Annotated in this window: 22 protein-coding genes; 9 read left to right on the forward strand and 13 right to left on the reverse strand. The window is 68.7% G+C overall.

Annotation, left to right across the window (positions count from 1 at the left end):
• Positions 1-12 precede the first annotated feature (12 nt).
• Both ACU5AX_RS11545 and ACU5AX_RS11550 read right to left on the reverse strand, forming a co-directional pair.
• Positions 13-756 carry a Crp/Fnr family transcriptional regulator gene (locus ACU5AX_RS11545; protein ID WP_446691037.1) on the reverse strand — a complete coding sequence of 248 codons (744 nt, stop codon included), beginning with the start codon at positions 754-756 and terminating at the stop codon, positions 13-15.
• 74 nt (positions 757-830) lie between these two features.
• A complete protein-coding gene (locus tag ACU5AX_RS11550) occupies positions 831-1,304 on the reverse strand; it encodes a tRNA (cytidine(34)-2'-O)-methyltransferase (protein ID WP_446691038.1) in 474 nt (157 codons plus the stop codon).
• A gap of 249 nt (positions 1,305-1,553) precedes the next feature.
• Here ACU5AX_RS11550 and petA point away from each other — a divergent pair, with 249 nt between their 5' ends.
• The 5 genes from petA to ACU5AX_RS11575 all read left to right on the forward strand — a co-directional run bounded on the left by petA (position 1,554) and on the right by ACU5AX_RS11575 (position 5,794).
• On the forward strand, positions 1,554-2,129 hold the full coding sequence (petA, locus tag ACU5AX_RS11555; protein ID WP_198355199.1) for a ubiquinol-cytochrome c reductase iron-sulfur subunit: 576 nt from the start codon (positions 1,554-1,556) through the stop codon (positions 2,127-2,129).
• 14 nt (positions 2,130-2,143) lie between these two features.
• Positions 2,144-3,430, forward strand: coding sequence for a cytochrome b (locus ACU5AX_RS11560; RefSeq protein WP_198355025.1), 1,287 nt, complete (start codon positions 2,144-2,146; stop codon positions 3,428-3,430).
• Between the two features lie 24 nt (positions 3,431-3,454).
• A complete protein-coding gene (locus ACU5AX_RS11565; RefSeq protein ID WP_198355027.1) occupies positions 3,455-4,297 on the forward strand; it encodes a cytochrome c1 in 843 nt (280 codons plus the stop codon).
• Positions 4,298-4,560: 263 nt separating this feature from the next.
• The gene (locus ACU5AX_RS11570) at positions 4,561-5,091 is read left to right on the forward strand and encodes an adenine phosphoribosyltransferase (RefSeq protein WP_446691039.1); all 531 of its coding nucleotides are present in this window, start codon (positions 4,561-4,563) and stop codon (positions 5,089-5,091) included.
• A gap of 133 nt (positions 5,092-5,224) precedes the next feature.
• Positions 5,225-5,794 (forward strand): hypothetical protein, encoded by a 570-nt coding sequence (locus ACU5AX_RS11575; RefSeq protein WP_198355029.1) that lies wholly within the window; start codon positions 5,225-5,227, stop codon positions 5,792-5,794.
• A 3-nt stretch (positions 5,795-5,797) separates the two neighbouring features.
• On the opposite strand, the gene ACU5AX_RS11580 is transcribed toward ACU5AX_RS11575, so the two are convergent.
• The 6 genes from ACU5AX_RS11580 to ychF form a co-directional block, all read right to left on the reverse strand.
• Positions 5,798-6,250: a MaoC family dehydratase gene (locus ACU5AX_RS11580; protein ID WP_198355030.1), complete on the reverse strand. Its 453-nt coding sequence runs from the start codon at positions 6,248-6,250 to the stop codon at positions 5,798-5,800.
• A 13-nt stretch (positions 6,251-6,263) separates the two neighbouring features.
• Entirely contained in the window at positions 6,264-7,592 is a 1,329-nt protein-coding gene (locus tag ACU5AX_RS11585; protein ID WP_446691040.1) for an alkaline phosphatase family protein, read from the reverse strand.
• Positions 7,593-7,686: 94 nt separating this feature from the next.
• Positions 7,687-8,961 carry a hypothetical protein gene (locus tag ACU5AX_RS11590; RefSeq protein WP_446691041.1) on the reverse strand — a complete coding sequence of 425 codons (1,275 nt, stop codon included), beginning with the start codon at positions 8,959-8,961 and terminating at the stop codon, positions 7,687-7,689.
• Between the two features lie 286 nt (positions 8,962-9,247).
• On the reverse strand, positions 9,248-9,556 hold the full coding sequence (locus ACU5AX_RS11595; RefSeq protein WP_446691042.1) for a hypothetical protein: 309 nt from the start codon (positions 9,554-9,556) through the stop codon (positions 9,248-9,250).
• A gap of 161 nt (positions 9,557-9,717) precedes the next feature.
• Positions 9,718-10,041, reverse strand: a complete 324-nt coding sequence (locus ACU5AX_RS11600) for an energy transducer TonB (RefSeq protein WP_446691043.1) — start codon at positions 10,039-10,041, stop codon at positions 9,718-9,720.
• 39 nt (positions 10,042-10,080) lie between these two features.
• Positions 10,081-11,181 carry a redox-regulated ATPase YchF gene (ychF, locus tag ACU5AX_RS11605; protein ID WP_198355034.1) on the reverse strand — a complete coding sequence of 367 codons (1,101 nt, stop codon included), beginning with the start codon at positions 11,179-11,181 and terminating at the stop codon, positions 10,081-10,083.
• A 231-nt stretch (positions 11,182-11,412) separates the two neighbouring features.
• On the opposite strand from ychF, the gene ACU5AX_RS11610 reads away from it, so the two are divergent.
• Positions 11,413-12,048, forward strand: coding sequence for a hypothetical protein (locus ACU5AX_RS11610; RefSeq protein ID WP_446691044.1), 636 nt, complete (start codon positions 11,413-11,415; stop codon positions 12,046-12,048).
• 102 nt (positions 12,049-12,150) lie between these two features.
• A complete protein-coding gene (locus ACU5AX_RS11615; RefSeq protein ID WP_198355038.1) occupies positions 12,151-12,783 on the forward strand; it encodes a trimeric intracellular cation channel family protein in 633 nt (210 codons plus the stop codon).
• Between the two features lie 14 nt (positions 12,784-12,797).
• Here ACU5AX_RS11615 and ACU5AX_RS11620 read toward each other — a convergent pair whose 3' ends face one another.
• From ACU5AX_RS11620 to ACU5AX_RS11640, 5 genes are all read right to left on the reverse strand, one after another.
• Positions 12,798-13,109 (reverse strand): hypothetical protein, encoded by a 312-nt coding sequence (locus ACU5AX_RS11620; RefSeq protein WP_446691045.1) that lies wholly within the window; start codon positions 13,107-13,109, stop codon positions 12,798-12,800.
• An 80-nt stretch (positions 13,110-13,189) separates the two neighbouring features.
• On the reverse strand, positions 13,190-13,399 hold the full coding sequence (locus tag ACU5AX_RS11625) for a hypothetical protein (RefSeq protein WP_446691046.1): 210 nt from the start codon (positions 13,397-13,399) through the stop codon (positions 13,190-13,192).
• A complete protein-coding gene (locus ACU5AX_RS11630) occupies positions 13,400-13,972 on the reverse strand; it encodes a GNAT family N-acetyltransferase (protein ID WP_446691047.1) in 573 nt (190 codons plus the stop codon).
• Complete coding sequence (gene sppA, locus ACU5AX_RS11635) at positions 13,969-15,861, reverse strand: signal peptide peptidase SppA (protein WP_446691048.1); 1,893 nt, start codon at positions 15,859-15,861, stop codon at positions 13,969-13,971. Before sppA ends, ACU5AX_RS11630 begins: the two co-directional genes overlap by 4 nt.
• A 112-nt stretch (positions 15,862-15,973) precedes the next feature.
• A complete protein-coding gene (locus ACU5AX_RS11640) occupies positions 15,974-16,255 on the reverse strand; it encodes a hypothetical protein (RefSeq protein WP_446691049.1) in 282 nt (93 codons plus the stop codon).
• 165 nt (positions 16,256-16,420) lie between these two features.
• Between ACU5AX_RS11640 and groES the strand changes: the two genes are divergently transcribed.
• Positions 16,421-16,708, forward strand: coding sequence for a co-chaperone GroES (gene groES, locus ACU5AX_RS11645; protein WP_198355047.1), 288 nt, complete (start codon positions 16,421-16,423; stop codon positions 16,706-16,708).
• 83 nt (positions 16,709-16,791) lie between these two features.
• Positions 16,792-18,429 (forward strand): chaperonin GroEL, encoded by a 1,638-nt coding sequence (groL, locus tag ACU5AX_RS11650; protein WP_446691050.1) that lies wholly within the window; start codon positions 16,792-16,794, stop codon positions 18,427-18,429.
• Positions 18,430-18,598 lie beyond the last annotated feature (169 nt).

Consider the following 18,598-nt stretch of genomic DNA (forward strand, 5'->3'; position numbering starts at 1 on the left):
CGGCGCAGAAGGTTACACGACGGGGGGAACGCTCGCCAGCCACTCGGGGTCGCGCATTGCGTCACGATCATGGGCGGCGGCAATGCGCCGCAGCCGGTCCGGATCCGCGATGGTGATGCGCTGCCGGGTACGGACGATAACGCCCTCGCTCTCCAACTGGCGGATCATCCGGTTCACATGGACTCCGGTCAGGCCCAGATAATCGCCGATCTGTTCCTGCGTCACCGGCATCTCGAACGTCTCAGCCGAGGCGCCGCCCGCCGACGCCAGCCGCGTGCTGAGGTCGAGCAGCAACGCCGCCAGCCGCTGCACCGCCGAGGTGCGGCCGATCACGGCCAGCCGGTCCATCAGCGATACCCGCTCGCGCTGCGCGCTGAGAAACATGCAGGCGGCAAAGCGCGGGTTCGCCATGAACAACTGGCCGAATGCGGCGGCGGGCACGCGGCTGATCGTGATCGCGGTCAGCGCCGTCAGCGTGTCGGCGGCGTGGGTCAGGCTGAGGCTCGCGGTACCGAGCATGTCACCAGGCAGGTGCAATTTGACGATCTGCCGTTCGCCGTCGGGCAACAGCATCGAGGAGGCGACCCATCCGTCGATCAGCAGCCACAGGGCATGCGCCGGCTCACCTTCGCGGCGGACGATGCCATGCCGCGGCAGACGGACCGGCGGCTCGCCGAGCGCGCGGATTTGCTCCACCTCGCCGGGGGTGAGCGTGGCGAATTCGTGGAGGCGATGGGTCGGCAGGTGATCGAGCAAGTGTGCGGTTCCGGACGGACGGTCTACCGCTGCTAGCGCCAATGCATCGCGATCGTTTTGATTTACATTGATTATCAGATGCTTGTCGGAAAGTTGTCGGGGCTCGGCCAGCTATTGGTCTGGCGCAGCGCCTCGCCCAGCACGATGGCGCCGGCGATCGCGACGTTGAGCGAACGCACGCCTGCGCGCATCGGCACGCGCACGCGCGCATCGGCGCGGGCATGGACGTGCGGGGGAACGCCGGCGCCCTCGCTGCCCAGCAGCAATATGTCGTCGGGCAGGAAGGCCATCGCCGGCAGCGGCGTCGCCCCGGCCGTGGTCAGCAAGACGATCCGTCCCGCCGCGGCGGCGATAAAGGCCGGGAAGTCGGCGTGGCGGCGCACCTCCGCCTGGGCGACATAGTCCATCCCGGCGCGCGCCATCGCCCGATCGCCGAACGGAAAGCCCATCGGTTCGATCAGGTCGATGCCGATCCCCATGCAGGCGCCGAGCCGGATCAACGTGCCGACATTGCCGGCGATATCGGGTTCGAACAGGGCGATGCGCATCGCGCCGCGATAGGACGAATCGCCGCCGGCCGGAACCGTCCCGACGGAGATGCGGCGCCTGCCACCGGCGGTTCGCGCAAAAAGCCTGTTGGCAAAGCGCGCACGCGCCGTCTATCACCCGATCGGCCTGCCAAGGGGATGGCAAGGCACGGACGGGGGCATCACTTCCGCGGGTTCCGCACGGAACAGCAGGGATGACTTCTCCGCAATAAAGACGGTTAGGGTGAGAGACGCATGGCGACTGACAGCATGGTGCCTCCCGGTGAATCGCCGGAGCCGTTCCACGAGGAGGTCGCCGATCCCCGTCGCCGCGACTTCATCAACATCGCCGCCGTGTCCTTCGCCGGTGTCGGCGCCGTCGCGATCGTCCTGCCGCTGATCAACCAGATGAACCCGTCGGCCGACGTGCTCGCCCAGTCGACGACCGAGATCGACATTTCGAAGATCGCGCCCGGCCAGGCGATCAAGGCGCAGTTCCGCAAGCAGCCGCTGTTCGTGCGCAACCTGACGCCCGCGGAAATCGCCGAGGCGAATAAGGTCGACATCAAGACGCTGCGCGACCCGCAGACGCTCGCCGAGCGGACCAAGGCGGGCAAGGAGAATTGGCTGATCACGCTGGGCGTCTGCACCCATCTCGGCTGCGTGCCGCTGGGCGCGGGCGAAGGCGAGAACCGCGGCCCGTTCGGCGGCTATTTCTGCCCGTGCCACGGTTCGGCCTATGACACCGCGGCGCGCATCCGTCAGGGACCGGCGCCCAAGAACCTCGTCGTGCCCGATTATAAATTCGACACCGACACGACCGTCACGGTCGGCGCGGCCAGCTGAGGGAGAACCGAGACATGAGCTTCCCCTGGGCCAAGCATTACGAACCGAAACAGCCGCTGATGCGCTGGCTGGACGAGAAGCTGCCGCTGCCGCGCCTCGTCTACAATGCCGTCGGTGCGGGCTATCCGGTGCCGCGCAACCTCAATTATTTCTGGAACTTCGGCGTGCTCGCCGGCGCCGCGCTGGCGATCCAGATCGTCACCGGCATCGTGCTGGCGATGCATTATGCCGCCAATGCCGGCGTCGCCTTCGGCTCGGTCGAAAGCATCATGCGCGACGTCAACGCCGGCTGGTTCCTGCGCTATGCGCACGCCAACGGCGCGTCGATGTTCCTCGCCGTCGTCTACATCCACATCGGCCGCGGCCTTTACTACGGCTCGTACAAGGCGCCGCGCGAGATGGTGTGGCTGCTCGGCGTCGTCATCTTCCTGCTGATGATGGCGACCGCGTTCATGGGCTATGTCCTTCCCTGGGGCCAGATGAGCTTCTGGGGGGCGCAGGTGATCACCGGCTTCTTCTCGGCGATCCCGCTGGTCGGCGAGACGATCCGCGTCTGGCTGCTGGGCGGCTTCGCGCCGGACAACGCCGCGCTCAACCGCTTCTTCTCGCTCCACTATCTGCTGCCGTTCGTGATCGCGGGCGTGATCATGCTGCACATCTGGGCGCTGCACATCCCCGGCTCGAACAATCCGACCGGCGTCGAGGTGAAGGACGAGCAGGACACCGTGCCCTTCCACCCCTATTACACCGCGAAGGACGGCTTCGGACTCGGCGTCTTCCTGCTGATCTTCGCGCTGTTCATCTTCTTCAGCCCGAACCTGCTCGGCCACCCGGACAATTACATCGAGGCGAACCCGCTCTCGACCCCGGCGCATATCGTGCCCGAATGGTACTTCCTGCCGTTCTACGCGATCCTCAAGAGCTTCACCGCCGACTTCATCCTGCCGGCCAAGCTGTGGGGCGTGCTGGCGATGTTCGGTTCGATCCTGCTGCTGTTCTTCCTGCCGTGGCTCGATTCGTCGCCGGTGCGGTCGGCCAACTACCGCCCGAAATACCGCATCTTCCTCGGCATCCTGCTGCTCGACGTACTGGTGCTCGGCTATGTCGGCGGCGCCGAGCCGATCGCGCGCAACGTCATCATGGGGCAGATCGCCGCGGCCTATTATTTCGCGCACTTCCTCATCATCCTGCCGTGGGTCGCCCGTTCGGAACGCCCGCGCCCGCTGCCCAATTCGATCACCGAGGCGGTGCTGGCGAAGCACGGCGGCACCAGCATCGCGCACAGCGCGGCGCAGGCCTGATCCGGCCCAGGGGGAACAGAACACATGGTCCGTCTCATTTCATCCCTGGTCGGCGCGGCGTTCGTCTTCGTGCTGGCGATCGCGCTGTTCGGCACGGTCAAGACCGCGATCACCGAACCGGCCAAGGAAGGCCCCGAAAAGGTCTTCCACCTGCATCCGGAGAACATCCACCTGCCGTCCGCCGGCTTGTTCGGGAAGTTCGACAACCGCCAGCTGCAGCGCGGCTTCCAGGTCTACAAGGAGGTCTGCTCGGCCTGCCACAGCCTGAAGTTCGTCTCCTTCCGCGATCTCACCAAGATCGGTTATTCGGAAGCCGAGGTGAAGGCGATCGCCAACCAGTGGCAGATCGAACAGCCGAGCGTGAATGCGGAGACGGGCGAGCCCGCGACGCGCAAGAACCTGCCGTCGGATCGTTTCCCGTCGCCCTTCGCCAATGAGGTCGCCGCGCGCGCCGCGAACAACAATGCGCTGCCGCCCGACCTGTCGCTGATGACCAAGGCGCGGGAGGATGGGCCGAATTACGTCCATGCCCTGATCACCGGCTATGCCACGCCGTCGCCTGCGCTGAAGCGCGAATTCCCGGATTTCACGACGCCCAAGGGGCTGCACTACAACCCCTATTTCGCGAACCTCAACATCGCGATGCCGCCGCCGCTGACCCAGGACGGCCAGGTGACCTATTCGGACGGCACCAAGGCGACCAAGGACCAGATGGCGCGCGACGTCGCCGCCTTCCTGACCTGGACCGCCGAGCCGAACCTCGAGGCACGCCACGCCGCCGGCCTGGCCGCGATCATCTTCATCGGCATCTTCATCGTGCTGGCCTGGGGTGCCTATCAGAACGTCTGGCGCGACGTGAAACATTGATGCCGGCCGCCTGACGGGCGGATGGATGCAAGGGGCGGGGGGCGCGGACAGCGTCGCCCGCCCTTTTGTTTTGGACAGGTCGGCCATCCCTTTGTCGTCATCCCGGCGCATGCCGGGACCCATGGATACGATGGCGAAGCGATGGCGCGACACCACCGGCCGCCCGTAACCATGGGTCCCGGCGTGCGCCGGGATGACGAAGGAAAGGGCGGGCGCCGCCACCCCCATTGACCCGGCCATCGCCGCACGCGACAGCGGCGGCCATGAACGACGACCTCAAGGCGCTGATCCGCACCATCCCGGACTTCCCCAAGCCCGGCATCCAGTTCCGCGACATCACCACCTTGCTGCTCGACCCGCACGGTCTCGCCGAGACGGTCAAGCGGATGGCAGCGGCCACGCTCGGCCCGGTCGACCTCGTCGCCGGGATCGAGGCGCGCGGTTTCCTGTTCGCCGCCGCGCTGGCGGTGCCGCTCGAGGCCGGCGTGCTGCTGATCCGCAAGGACGGCAAGCTGCCCGGCGCCACCATCGCCGAGGATTATGCGCTGGAATATGGCCAGGACCGGATCGCGATGCACGAGGATGCGCTGGTGCCGGGCCAGCGTGTGCTGCTGGTCGACGATCTGATCGCCACCGGCGGCACCGCGCGTGCGGCGATCCGGCTGTTGCGCAAGGCCGGGGCATCGGTCGAGCAGGCGCAGTTCGTCATCGACCTGCCCGATCTCGGCGGCGCCGCGGCGCTGGCCGCGGACGGCGTGCGCGTCGACGCGCTGTTCGCCTTCCCCGGCCACTGAGGGCGCACGGTCGCGTCCCGATCTGCAACGCTTCAGTAACCATTCAGCCGGAACCAGCGATGATCCGCCCTCGTTTTACGACGATCGGCGCGTATCGGCCATTCAGCTCGCGCCCGCGTATTGGGAGAGCATCATGATCCTCAAGCGTCTCGGCCTCCTCGGCCTGATCCTCGGCGCCGGCCTCGGCACCGCCGCCTGCACCGACGGCTATGGCTATAGCGGCGTCTCCGTCGGCTATGGCACCGGCTATTACGACGGCTACGGCGATCCGTACGGCTATGGCGGCTACGGATACGGCTATCCGAGCTACTATGGCTGGTACGGCGACTATTATTATCCCGGCACCGGCGTCTACGTCTACGACCGCTACCGTCGCCCCTATCGCTGGAACGATGGCCAGCGCCGCTATTGGGAGGGCCGTCGCGGCCAATGGCGCGGCGATCGCAATTTCCAGAGCGACTGGCGCGGCTTCAATGGCCGGCCGGGCGGCGACGGCCGCGGCTGGAATGGTGGGCGGCCCGGCGGCTGGGACGGGCGCCGCAATTTCTCCGGCACCCCGCAGGCACAGCCCCAGGCGACGACGCCGGGAACGGTGACGCCACGCGGCACCGGCGGCGGGCGGAACTGGGGCGGCGGCGGTCGCGGCTGGGGCGGCGGCAACCGCGGCGGTGGCGGCCATGGCGGCTGGCATGGCCGCCGCTGACGGTCAGCCCTGCGCCGGCCGGGTGCGCATCATGCCGTTGGACTCGAAGGTCATCACGACCACATCGTCCTGGTTGAGAACGCGCATCCGGCTCCGCACGATCCCCATCTCGGGACGGCTCGCCGACGGCCGCGTGTCGAGCACCTCGGTCTCGCACCGCAGCCGGTCGCCGGGATAGACGGGGCGCAGCCAGCGCAGTTCGTCGATCCCCGGCGATCCCAGGCTGGCATGGCCCTCCTCGTGCATATGCGCGACCAGCATCGCCATGGTCATCGCGCACGTGTGCCAGCCGCTTGCGGCGAGCCGGCCGAAATGCGTCTGCGCCGCAGCCTCGTCGGACAGGTGGAAAGGCTGGGGGTCGTATTTGCGCGCGAAGTCGATCACCTCGTCGCGCGTCACCGCATAATCGCCGAACCGGGCGACGTCGCCGACCGCCACATCCTCGAAATAGCGCATATGCCGTCCGCTCCTATCGTCTGAGCACCTTCTGGAACGGCGCGTCGGTGCCGTCGAGCCCCATGCCGGCGGGCAGGCCGATCAGGTCGCGCAGCAGCGGCGCGATCGATGTGTTGTCGAACGGCGCCAGCCGCTGCCCCGCGGCGAAGGCGGGGCCGTTGGCGATGAACAAGGCCGCCATGTCGGGGGCGCGGTTGTCATAGCCGTGCATGCCGCCGTGAACGGCCTCGGTCGGCGCCGACTTGAGTACCAGCCAGCCATCGTCCGCCAGGCAGACATAGGGCGGGATACGCGGGTTGGTGCCGTAGTTCAGCCGGGCCGGTATGTCCTGCTTGCGCCAGCAGGTCAGATGATCGTGTGTCTTCAGCAGCGCCGCCGCCAGCGCCGCCTCGTGTCCCGGCACGGGGTAGAGCGTCGCGAACGGTCCCGTATCGAACAGGCGATAGTCGGCGGGATCGGCGATGCGATCCATCGCGACGACGCGGGCGGTGTCGGTCGCGGCCATGCCGTGATCGGCGACGATCACCAGATTGGCACGCTGGTGCAGCGCGGCGAGACCGGCGACCAGGCGGCCGATCTGCGCGTCGATCGTCGCCACCGCCTGCGTCGTCTCCGGTGCGTAGGGGCCGTTGGCATGGCCGGCGGTATCGACCGTGTCGAAATAGAGCGTGACGAACCGTGGTCGCGTCGCGGCGGGGCGGCGCAGCCAGTCGATCACCGCATCGACCCGCTGGGTCGGCGTCACCGCCTGGTTGAATTGCTGCCAGTCCTCCGGCCGGGTCGCGCCGTCGATCAGGCCGTGGCCGTGCGGCGACGGCGTGCCGCCCCAGCCGACGTTGGCGCCCGGCCAGAACATCGTCGCGGTGCGCACGCCCGCTTTCTCGGCGGTGACCCAGATCGGCTCCGCCTCGTCCCACCAGAAGGGATTGTCGTTCGCCATGGTGAAGGTCTGGCCCGGCCGCCGCGGATCCTCCATCTTGTTGGAGACGATGCCGTTGTGATCCGGCACCTTGCCGGTCACCAGCGTCCAGTGGTTGGGAAAGGTGACCGAGGGGAAGGACGGCCGCATCGAGGCGCTGACCCCGCCGGCGGCGAGCCGGTTGAGATTGGGCGTGACGCCGCGCGTCAGATAGTCGGGCCGGAAGCCGTCGATCGACACGAGGATGGTGACCGGCGCATCCGCCGCCATCGTCGTCCCGGCCGGTCGGGCGGCCGGGGCGTTCGGCACCGCGGCCATGGCCGGCGGCGCGGGGCGGGAGGCGGGCGCCAGCGCCGGCGGGGTGACGGGCAGGCCGCATCCCGCCAGCGAGAGCAACAGGGCGGCGAGGGGGAGCGTTCTCACGGCGGGACCATCCGAAAAGCCAACTGTTCACGGGGCCTTAGCCATTATGAGTAGATGGGGAAAGCGCCCCCCTTCGGACGGTTCCGGCGGGGCGCTACAGTCCCAATGCCAGCTTGGCGAACAGCGTACCACTGACCGGACTGCCATAGGCATCGGCGATCGCCCGCGGCCGGCCATAGACCGCCACCGTGCCGCCGAGCGCGACCCCGAACGGGCCGGCGATCGGCAGTCGATAGGCATAGCCGCCCTCCGCCTTGGTGACGCGATAGGCGATATCGTGGCGCGGGTCGGTCAGGGCGGGAAACAGCTCGTCGTTGGCGACATTCTCGATCCGGCCGAAGATCGCATGGTGGCGGTCGATCTCCCACGTCGCCTCGCCCAGCCAGGCGGTGAGCACGGGCCCGGCCGTGCCATCGGCGGGCAGACGCCGCTTGCGCGCCCAGGCGGCGGTGACCGCCAGCCCGCCGCGCGCATAGCCGATGCTGGCGGTGGTGCGCGCCTCGTCCTCGCCGGGATGCTGCTCCTCCGGGCTGTCCAGCCGGCCGTGGCTGAGTTGCAGCGCCCAGAACGGCGACGGCGTCCAGCTGCCGCGCACGCTCCACGAATCGAGCTTCGGCCGTTCGATGTCCCAGCGATGCTCGTCCGGCTCGCGCCCGCGGAAGGCGGAGGCCTCCAATTGCACGCGCCGCCCGGCATAGCCGGCGGTGACCACGCCATAGGTGATGTGCGTCGAATCGAACCAATGGTGGGTGATCGGTGCCATCGGCAGATAGCGGGCCGAGGCACGGTGCATGAAGGCGCTCGGTCCCAGTGCCGGTTCGCCGACCGGTGCGGCATAGACGAAGGCGGTGGCGTCGCCGCCCATTCGCGCGTCCAGCCGGGCCGACAGCTCCATGAACAGATCGTGCGGATGCTGGCGATCGACCAGCGGCCGTCCGTCCGCCACCTCACCGGTGGCGAACAGGTTGCGATAGCCCTGTGGCCCCATCGCCGGCTCCAGGCTGCCCATCGCCCGCAACTGCAGGTGGAGCCTATCGCCCAGGTCGCGGTCCGCCATCAGCATCGCCATCGAACCGACGAAGGCGTCGCCGCCGCCGCGCGGGCCGCCCTGCTCGGTCGCCACGCCCCAGGCATAGCCGTGCGCCATCAGCATCCAGTCGCCGGCATGGATCATCGCGCCGCGCATCGGCCCTTCGCCCGCCGGCAGCCGCGCCGTGCCGCTGCCCATCTGATACCAGCCGCCGCCGGCGCCCATCGTCATCGTCGCCGGCGGCGCACCGGCGGGTGCCTTGGCAGAGGCGGCGACGGCTGCCGCCTGCCAGGCGGCGGGAGCGGTGAAGGCGGGCATCGTCATGGCGCCGTGGGCCATGGCGCCTCGATCTATCTGCCCTTGGTCCATACCGGACATCGTTTGATCCGTGGATCCCGGCGGCGTTTGCCGCACAGTCGGATGAGCCTGATGGGAATGGGGTGGGGGCGGCGTCGCCGCGTCCTTGGCCGGTGGCATTGGCATCGTCATGCCGGACATGGCGTGATCCTGCGCCGTCGCCGGCACAGTCGGGCCCGCGGCCAGGGCCGCGAGCAACAGATAGCTGGTCATCGAATCTCTCTTCGCGCGTTCGAACGGGGAAGCAGGGGCGTCGACCCCTGCGTTCTCAGGCGATGCGCGGCGGCGGTAGCGCCGGCGGAGCGGCGCGGCCGAGATCGAGCGGGCGGATCGTGGCGGCGAGCAGCGGCTGCGGCGCCGGCACCGGCGCAACGATCGGCGCCCGCCACCAATCGCTCGGCGGGATGCAGCCGATACAGCCATGGACCGCCACCGCCTCCTGCCGCGGCGCCGGGTGCGACATCGGCATCGCATGCGCCGCCGCCCCGGGCGCCAACGTGTCGTGACAGGCCGCGGCCGCCGCATTCGGCAGCGTGAAAGCGGCCAGCAAGAGCGCGAGGATCAGGCGGATCAGCACAGGTGGATGGTACCCCGGATCGCGCGCGGCGTCACGCGCCGAGAAATGCTGCCGGATCCCAGGCAGGGGCGGTGATCCCGCCGATCGCGCGGCGGACGAATTGCCGCATAGCAGCGACGCCGCTGGTCAGATCAGCCGGCTGACGCCGGCCGATCGCGATGTCAGCGCGCCGTCGTCCAGTGGATCGCATCGAGATCGTAGGTGCCCGCAACCGGCTGGCCGGCACGACGGGCCGGGGCGAAGCGGACGTTGCGATGCGCCCATTCGCAGGTCGCGCGATCGACCGTCGCGACGCCGCTCGTTTTGACGATGCGACAGCCGATGATGCGGCCCATCGGGTCGATCGCCAGCGACGCCGACACCGGGCCGGCATCGCGGGGCCCATCCGCCGGATAGGCGCTGGCGGGAAACCAGGTCGCCGGGTCGGACAGGGGGGCGGGGGCGGTGTCGGTGCCTTGGGCGGCAAGCGCGAGCAGAATCAGCATGTCCTCATGCTATCCCGTCCCGCCGCCGCCGTCACCGCCTCACACGTTGAAGCGGAACAGCATCACGTCGCCATCATGGACGACGTAGTCCTTGCCTTCCTGGCGCAGCTTGCCGGCGTCGCGCGCGCCGGCTTCGCCGTTGAACTTGACGTAGTCGTCATAGGCGATCGTCTCGGCCCGGATGAAGCCGCGCTCGAAGTCGGTGTGAATCTCGCCGGCCGCCTGCGGCGCCTTGGCGCCGGCATGGACGGTCCAGGCGCGCGCCTCCTTCGGCCCGACGGTGAAGAAGGTGAGCAGGTGGAGCAGCTTGTAGCCGGCGCGGATGACGCGGCCGAGGCCCGTCTCGGTCAGGCCCAGCTCGTTCAGGAACTCGCCGCGATCCTCCGCCGCCATGGTCGCGATGTCGGCCTCGATCGCTGCGGAGACGACGACCGCCTCCGCGCCTTCGGCCGCCGCCTTCTCGAACACGCGTGCCGAATGGGCATTGCCGGTCGCGGCATTCGCTTCCTCGACGTTGCAGACATAGAGCACCGGCTTGGCGGTGATCAGCTGCGCCTGCGCGAAGACGCGCTCCTCTTCGGCATCCTTGGGCTGGGTCAGCCGCGCCGGCTTGCCCTCGCGCAACAGCTCGAGCGCCTGGCCGAGCACCGCGGCGCCGATCTTCGCCTCCTTGTCGCCCTGCTGCCCCTTCTTGATCAGGGCGGGGACGCGCTTCTCCAGGCTTTCCAGGTCGGACAGCATCAACTCGGTCTCGACCGTCTCGGCATCGGCAATCGGATCGACCTTGCCCTCGACATGCGTCACGTCGCCGTCTTCGAAACAGCGCAGCACGTGGACGATCGCGTCGACCTCGCGGATGTTGCCGAGGAACTGGTTGCCCAGGCCCTCGCCTTTCGACGCGCCGCGGACCAGTCCGGCGATGTCGACGAAGGCGAGCTGCGTCTCGATGATCTTGGCCGATCCGGCGATCCGCGCCAGCTCGTACAGCCGCGGGTCGGGCACCGCGACGTTGCCGACGTTGGGCTCGATCGTGCAGAACGGATAGTTCGCCGCCTGCGCCGCGGCCGTTTCGGTCAGCGCGTTGAAGAGGGTGGACTTGCCGACGTTGGGCAGGCCCACGATGCCGCAGCGGAAACCCATGAGTGGAGCTCTGATCTGATAGAAGGGAAGGCGGCGGCCTTAGCGTCCTCCCTCATCCTTGACCAGCATTTCCCGGATGCAACATGTCGGCGACGTTTCGAAACGGTTCGTCGCATCTTATCCTTGCCGCAATTGTGCCTTGATCGCCGCCGCGCCGTCTGATGATATGCAGCACAATGCTCCTCGTGGGGACGAGGAGCGGGGAATTCAACGCTGTGGCTGGGAGAGCACATGCGGCGCTTGGGGTGGATCGCGGGGCTGATCGTCGGGGGCACGGCCGGGGCGGCCGGGGCGCAGGTCGCGCCGACGACGGCATCGACGCCGCTGCCCACCATCCTGCCGGCGCCGGCGCCCACAGCGCGCGGCGCGCTCAATCTGTCGCTGGTGCCCAATGCGGTGGGCGGCCGGGTCGAACGCAACGCCCGCCTCAGCCGCACGCTGTCGATGCGCGTCACCGTCGAGAATAGCGGCGGCAGCGCGCGCGACCGGGTCCACTCGCGGATCACCGGCCAGATGGTCGACTTCTTCCCCGCCGGCGATCACGGCTTTCACCTGTCGGCCGGCACGCGCGTGTTCAATCCGCGCGCGCTCGGCCCGTCCGACGTAGCGATGCGCGGCCTGCTGCCCAGCCAGCGCCGGCTCAACCTGCCGGGGATGAAGACCAGCATGCGTCGCGCGCCCGCGGTAACGATGGGCTATACCGACCGCATCGACACCGACACCAGCGTCGGGGTCGAAGTCGGGGCGATGCAGGGCCGCGCCTATAACGACGTCGCCAATGTCGCGCGCCAGACCCGCGCCGACCGCAACCAGATCGGCAGCCCGATCAATCCGATGGTCAATCTGGTGATCGGCCACCGCTTCTGATCGCCGCCGCCGCCGCCGTCGTCGTCGTCTTCATCATCGCCATCGGCGGCAGGGTCGGATGACCATTTGCCGATGTCCGCGGCTGGGCTAACCGCTGTCGCGATGCTGACGCCGACCGCCCTGCTGCTGCCCGCCTTCGCGCCCTGGTTCGACATCGCCGGCCTCGGCGTGTTCGCCGCCTCGGGCGCGCTCGCCGCGGCGAAGCGGGGGCAGACCGCGGTGACGCTCGCCTTCTTCGGCCTGATCACCGGCGTCGGCGGCGGGACGGTGCGCGACCTGTTGATCGGCGCACCGGTCTTCTGGGTCCACGATGCCCGCGTGCCGACGGTATGCCTGGCGGTATCCGCGCTGATCTGGGTGACGCCGGAACGCTGGTGGCGCGACGACGCGCTCGCCTGGTTCGACGCGATCGGCCTCGCCGCCTATGCCGTCTACGGCGCCGCCAAGGCGCTGGGCTATGGCATCCCGCCGGTGCCCGCCGCGGTGATGGGCGTGGTCACCGCCTGCGTCGGCGGCATCATCCGCGACGTGCTGGCAGGCGAGCCGTCGATCCTGATGCGGCCGGAGCTCTATGTCACCGCCGCCGCGCTGGCCTCGGCGAGCTATGTCCTGCTCGATCTCCTCGGCGTGCCGCGCGCGGTCGCCGCGGGCATCGCCGCGGCGGCGGGCTTCGCGTTGCGCGCCGCGGCGATCCACTGGCATCTCGGCCTGCCGGCCTATCGCGGCCGGCGCTAGCCGCCCGGCGAGGATCAGACCGGGACGGCGGCGACGGTGCGCACGCCGACGATCTGCGCCACCCGGTCGCGCAGCCGCTGCGGCGAGGTGTCGCTGTCGGCGACGACGACGCTGAACCGGAAGGAGGCGCTGGCGCGGCGCACGCTGATCTCGGTCGGCACGCCGCCGGTGACCAGCACGGCGTCGAGCACGCGCATCAGCCCGCTCGGGCAGGCGGAGGTGACGCCGACCAGCGTCAGCCGCGGGCGAGGGGCGGGGGACGGCACGGCGGGGGACTGCACGGCCACGAAGGGCGACGCGGCACGCATCGGCATGGGAACGGTCATGATCGGAAGACTTTCGGCGCGAGGATCAGGGCCCCGTCCGAAGGCCGCGCAAGCGCGCGCGGCGAAGAACCGGCGAGGCGTTACGGCTGGCGGCGACGCGCAGACACGGCGACACCGCCGGCGCTAAGTCGCCGCCCGGTAATTCGCAGGATCATGGCCGAAGTCATGCGCGCTCTGTGCCGCGTGGCGCCGCCGGATGCAAGGGGCCAGATCGGATCGATCGCTCGATCGATGATGACGACGGTCTGCCGGCTCCCCGCGTGATCGAGCCGCGCCAGAACCGTCGCCATTTACCCCCTGACCACGCCGATCTCGGTGAAGGGCCTCGGCTCGCGCGGCGGCACCGATGGTTCGGTCAGTTCGTGCTGCCAATAGCCGACGTCGATCCACTGGCCGTGCTTGTAGCCGATCTCCCGGAACACGCCGGCGCGGCGGAAGCCGACCGCCTCGTGCAGGGCGATCGACCGTTCGTTGGGCAAGGCGATGCGGCCGATCGCCTGGGTGAAGCCCTGTTCGCGCAGCGTCGCGATCAATCCGCCGTAGAGCAGCCGGCCGATCCCCTGCCGCTGCGCGACATCGGCCATGTAGATCGTCGTCTCCACAACCCAGCGATAGGCGCGGCGCTGCGAGAATTCGGCGGCATAGGCATAGCCGAGCACGCCCGCTTCCGCCGCGTCGCCGGGATTGGTCATCACCGCGACGATCCAGGGATAGAGGCCGTGCGAGGCCGCCATCCGGCTACGCATCGCGCGGGCATCGGGCGCCTCTTCCTCGAACGACACGGTGCCGGCGAGCACGTGCGGCGCATAGATGGCCGCGATCGCGCCGGCATCCTCCGGCGTCGCGGCGCGCAGCGCGATCACCAGCCGGCGATCCCGAACTTCGCCATGACGAGGCCGGCCAGCGTCGCATCGTCGCGGCCGGGGGCGACCGGCGCCAGCCCGCCGCATTCCAGGCAGCGCGCCTGTACCGAACCGCCGGTCGCCAGCCGGCGCGCATCGCCGAGCGCGCGGGCGAAGGTGGCGCGGCGTTCGCTCGCGACGCGGGCGAACACGTCGCCGCCGGCCTGGCTGTCCTCGTCGTCGCCGGTGTTGAGCGACGCGGCGAGCGTCGCGGCGAAGCCCGGCTGCTTTTCCAGGTATTCGGCATGGACCTTGGTCGGGTCGAGCTTGGCGCGGCGCGCCGCCTCCGTCACCGCGTCGTTCAGCGTGCCGAACCGGTCGACCAGGTTGATCTGCCGCGCCGTGCCGCCGTCCCACACCCGGCCCTGCGCGATCGTGTCGACGCGCTCGGGCGTCATGTGGCGCGACTGGGCGACGCGGGCGAGGAAGTTGCGATAGCCGTTCTCGATCCCCGATTGCAGGATCGTGTCGAGCACCGGGTTGAAGCCGCCGGTCACGTCCGGCTGGCCGGAGAGGGCGGTGGTCTTCACCCCGTCGGTGGTGATGCCGATCTTGGCGAGGCTCGCCTCGAAACTGGGGATGATGCCGAAGATGCCGATCGAGCCGGTGATCGTCGACGGTTCGGCGAAGATCACGTCGCCCGGCGTCGACACCCAATAGCCGCCAGAGGCGGCCAGCCCGCCCATCGACACGACGACCGGCAGCCCCTTCTTCTTCGCCTCGAGGATCGCGAGCCGGATCCGCTCGGAGGCGAGCACCGATCCGCCCGGCGAATCGACGCGCACCACCAGCGCCTTCAGATCCTTCTTGGCGAGGCCGTTGAGGATCGCCTTGGCGATCGTGTCGCCATGGGCGCTGCCCGGGCCGCCCTCGCCATCGACGATGTCGCCGGCGATGGTGACGACGCCGATCGCGTCGCCGGTCTTCGCCAGCGGATGCGCGTCGACCCAGCTGTCGTAGCGGATCGTGTTGAACGCGCCGAGCGGCCGCTTGGCATCGACCCCGGCGATCTGCGCGATGCGCTGGCCGAAGGCGACGCGGTCGCCCAGTTTGTCGACGATGCCGGCGTTCAGGTTCGCCTTGGCGATGTCGCCGCCGGCCGCGACGATCAGCTGATCGGGCTGGCTCAGGAAGGCGCGGATGTTCGCCTTCGGCCGTGCCTTGGCGATCGCCTCCTGCCACTGGCCGAACAGCGATCCGTACAGCGCCTGGCTCGCCGCCTTGGCCTCCGGGCTCTGGTCGGTGCGGGTATAGGGTTCGACGAAGCTCTTGAACTTGCCGACACGGTAAACGTGGACGTTGACGCCGAGCTTGTCGATCAGACCCTTATAGTAGAGCGCGTTGCCGCCGGGCCCGGTGAAGATCGTGCCGCCGAGCGGATTGACCCAGACCTCGCTGGCATTGGCGGCCAGCCGGTAGCCGGCATCGGTATAAGCGGTGGCATAAGCGAGGACCGGCTTGCCGCCGCTGCGGAAGCGACGGATCGCGTCGGCCACCTCGTTGAGCGAGGCGGGATAGCCGCCGCCGAACCGGTCGAGATCGAGCACCAGCGCCTTGACGCGATCGTCGTCGCGCGCCGCATCGATGCTGCGCACCACGTCGCGCAGCCGATATTGGTGCGGCACGTTCTCGCCGCCGCCCGACAGCAGGGCGGTGACGCTCGGCGTCTCGGGCTGCTCGACGATCGGCCCGTCGAGATCGAGCACCAGTGCGCCGGCACGGATCGGCTTCGACCCCGGGCGGGCGTTGAGCGCCGCGAACACCAGGCCGAAGAACAGCAGCATCGCGACCAGGACCAACCCGTCCTTGATCGCCACCAGCAGCTTCCAGGCACCCCGAACCAGCTTCACACCTTGCTCCTCGCTCTCGTGACGACCAGAGCTAGAGCAGAGCCGGGCCGGAGGCAATCGCCCGTATTATCGGCGCAATACAGAACGATGCTTCCTCGCCGGTGGAAGGGCCTTACCCCTTGCTCGGCTTCTCCGCCGCATAGGACATGGCCGCGGCGGTACCGGTTGCCGGCTTGATCTGCCACCAGCCCGGGCGATCGATCGCCACCAGAAACGCCAGGGCGAGCAGCCCGAAGGCGAGGACCAGGGCCGACGTCCAGTTCGGCTGATAACGCTTTTTGTCGTCGCGATGCATCGGTCGTTCCCGGATCGTTAGAGAGGAGACCATCAGATAGGCGACCCGTCCGAACGCTCCATGCACCGGACGTGACATATGTTTGCTGCGGCGCATCATGCGGCGGGACGACCTTGATCGGCGCCCGGTCGTGGCGTGGCGAAAAAAGCCGGCCGCGACTCTCTTGACGGGTCCGGCCTCGCGGCACATATCCGCCGCGTTGGCACTCTCCCCGCGGGAGTGCCAGAAATCTGTAACACTTTAGAACCGAAGAGGGACTTCGCAATGAACTTCCGTCCGTTGCACGATCGCGTTCTCGTCCGCCGCGTCGAGGCCGAGGAGAAGACCGCCGGTGGGATCATCATCCCCGATACCGCCAAGGAAAAGCCGCAGGAGGGCGAGGTCGTCGCCGCCGGTACCGGCATCAAGGCCGAAGACGGCAAGGTCACGCCGCTCGACGTCAAGGCGGGTGATCGCATCCTGTTCGGCAAGTGGTCGGGCACCGAGGTCAAGGTCGACGGCGAAGACCTGCTGATCATGAAGGAATCCGACATCCTCGGGATCGTCGGCTAACTTCGACCCTCCGCACACCCCCGCGCGCCAACCGTGCGGGAGTGAGACTTTTGAGACTTTCCACATTTTGAAAGGGCAGTCACATGGCAGCCAAGGACGTTAAGTTTTCGCGCGACGCACGCGAGCGCATCCTGCGCGGCGTCGACATCCTCGCCGACGCGGTCAAGGTCACGCTGGGGCCAAAGGGCCGCAACGTCGTGATCGACAAGAGCTTCGGCGCGCCCCGCATCACCAAGGACGGTGTGTCGGTCGCCAAGGAGATCGAGCTCAAGGACAAGTTCGAGAACATGGGCGCGCAGATGGTGCGCGAAGTGGCCTCGAAGACCAACGACGTCGCCGGCGACGGCACCACCACCGCGACCGTGCTCGCCCAGGCGATCGTGCGCGAGGGCATGAAGTCGGTCGCGGCCGGCATGAACCCGATGGACCTGAAGCGCGGCATCGACATCGCCGTCGCCAAGGTGGTCGAGGACGTGAAGGGTCGTTCCAAGCCCGTCTCGGGCTCGGCGGAAGTCGCGCAGGTCGGCATCATCTCCGCCAACGGCGACCGTGAGGTCGGCGAGAAGATCGCGGAAGCGATGGAGAAGGTCGGCAAGGAAGGCGTCATCACCGTCGAGGAGGCCAAGGGTCTCGAGTTCGAGCTGGACGTCGTCGAGGGCATGCAGTTCGACCGCGGCTATCTGTCGCCCTATTTCATCACCAACCCGGAGAAGATGACGGTCGAACTCAACGACCCGTACATTCTGATCCACGAAAAGAAGCTGTCGAACCTGCAGGCGATGCTCCCGATCCTGGAAGCCGTCGTGCAGTCGGGCCGTCCGCTGCTGATCATCGCCGAGGACATCGAGGGCGAGGCGCTGGCCACGCTCGTGGTGAACAAGCTGCGCGGCGGCCTCAAGGTCGCGGCCGTCAAGGCGCCGGGCTTCGGCGATCGCCGCAAGGCGATGCTCGAGGACATCGCGATCCTCACCGCCGGTGAGCTGATCAGCGAGGATCTCGGCATCAAGCTCGAGAGCGTCACCGTCGGCATGCTCGGCACCGCCAAGCGCGTTACGATCGACAAGGACAACACCACCATCGTCGATGGTGCGGGCAATGCCGACGCGATCAAGGGCCGCACCGAGGCGATCCGTGCGCAGATCGAGAACACCACCAGCGACTACGACCGCGAGAAGCTCCAGGAGCGCCTCGCCAAGCTCGCCGGCGGTGTCGCGGTGATCAAGGTCGGTGGTGCGACCGAGGTCGAGGTGAAGGAGCGCAAGGACCGCGTCGACGACGCGCTGCACGCGACCCGCGCCGCGGTCGAAGAGGGCATCGTTCCGGGCGGCGGCACCGCGCTGCTGTACGGCACGAAGGCGCTCGAGGGCCTGACCGGGGCCAACGACGACCAGACCCGCGGTATCGACATCGTCCGCAAGTCGCTGACCTCGCTGGTCCGCCAGATCGCGCAGAACGCCGGTCACGACGGCGCCGTCGTGTCGGGCAAGCTGCTCGACCAGTCGGATACGTCGTTCGGCTTCAACGCCGCGACCGACCAGTATGAGAACCTCGTCTCGGCCGGCGTGATCGACCCGACCAAGGTCGTCCGCACCGCGCTGCAGAACGCCGCCTCGGTCGCCGGCCTGCTCATCACCACGGAAGCCACCGTGGCCGAGCTGCCGGACGACAAGCCCGCGATGCCGGCGATGCCCGGCGGCGGCATGGGCGGCATGGACTTCTGATTTCGGACCGGGGCAGCGAGAGCTGCCCCGGACACCACATCAGATCGGCCGGCGTGCTGGCGGCGGGGCCGCCAGACACGTCCGACGTCCCGGCAGCGGCTTCGCCGCTGCCCTGCCAAGGCGAAACAAGAAGGAGTCGGCGGAGCGATCCGCCGGCTCTTTTTTGCGT

It is taken from the genome of Sphingomonas benefaciens (genome assembly GCF_052907485.1).

Excerpts from the sequence above, each read along its gene's own strand:
- groL (WP_446691050.1), top strand. The coding sequence starts at position 16,792 with ATGGCAGCCAAGGACGTTAAGTTTTCGCGCGACGCACGCGAGCGCATC.
- ACU5AX_RS11575 (WP_198355029.1), top strand. The coding sequence starts at position 5,225 with ATGATCCTCAAGCGTCTCGGCCTCCTCGGCCTGATCCTCGGCGCCGGC.
- ACU5AX_RS11580 (WP_198355030.1), bottom strand. The coding sequence starts at position 6,250 with ATGCGCTATTTCGAGGATGTGGCGGTCGGCGACGTCGCCCGGTTCGGC.
- ACU5AX_RS11565 (WP_198355027.1), top strand. The coding sequence starts at position 3,455 with ATGGTCCGTCTCATTTCATCCCTGGTCGGCGCGGCGTTCGTCTTCGTG.
- ACU5AX_RS11610 (WP_446691044.1), top strand. The coding sequence starts at position 11,413 with ATGCGGCGCTTGGGGTGGATCGCGGGGCTGATCGTCGGGGGCACGGCC.
- petA (WP_198355199.1), top strand. The coding sequence starts at position 1,554 with ATGGTGCCTCCCGGTGAATCGCCGGAGCCGTTCCACGAGGAGGTCGCC.
- ACU5AX_RS11560 (WP_198355025.1), top strand. The coding sequence starts at position 2,144 with ATGAGCTTCCCCTGGGCCAAGCATTACGAACCGAAACAGCCGCTGATG.
- ACU5AX_RS11590 (WP_446691041.1), bottom strand. The coding sequence starts at position 8,961 with ATGGCCCACGGCGCCATGACGATGCCCGCCTTCACCGCTCCCGCCGCC.
- ACU5AX_RS11625 (WP_446691046.1), bottom strand. The coding sequence starts at position 13,399 with ATGGCGACGGTTCTGGCGCGGCTCGATCACGCGGGGAGCCGGCAGACC.
- ACU5AX_RS11570 (WP_446691039.1), top strand. The coding sequence starts at position 4,561 with ATGAACGACGACCTCAAGGCGCTGATCCGCACCATCCCGGACTTCCCC.
- ACU5AX_RS11620 (WP_446691045.1), bottom strand. The coding sequence starts at position 13,109 with ATGACCGTTCCCATGCCGATGCGTGCCGCGTCGCCCTTCGTGGCCGTG.
- groES (WP_198355047.1), top strand. The coding sequence starts at position 16,421 with ATGAACTTCCGTCCGTTGCACGATCGCGTTCTCGTCCGCCGCGTCGAG.
- ychF (WP_198355034.1), bottom strand. The coding sequence starts at position 11,181 with ATGGGTTTCCGCTGCGGCATCGTGGGCCTGCCCAACGTCGGCAAGTCC.
- ACU5AX_RS11550 (WP_446691038.1), bottom strand. The coding sequence starts at position 1,304 with ATGCGCATCGCCCTGTTCGAACCCGATATCGCCGGCAATGTCGGCACG.
- ACU5AX_RS11615 (WP_198355038.1), top strand. The coding sequence starts at position 12,151 with ATGCTGACGCCGACCGCCCTGCTGCTGCCCGCCTTCGCGCCCTGGTTC.
- ACU5AX_RS11640 (WP_446691049.1), bottom strand. The coding sequence starts at position 16,255 with ATGATGCGCCGCAGCAAACATATGTCACGTCCGGTGCATGGAGCGTTC.
- ACU5AX_RS11600 (WP_446691043.1), bottom strand. The coding sequence starts at position 10,041 with ATGCTGATTCTGCTCGCGCTTGCCGCCCAAGGCACCGACACCGCCCCC.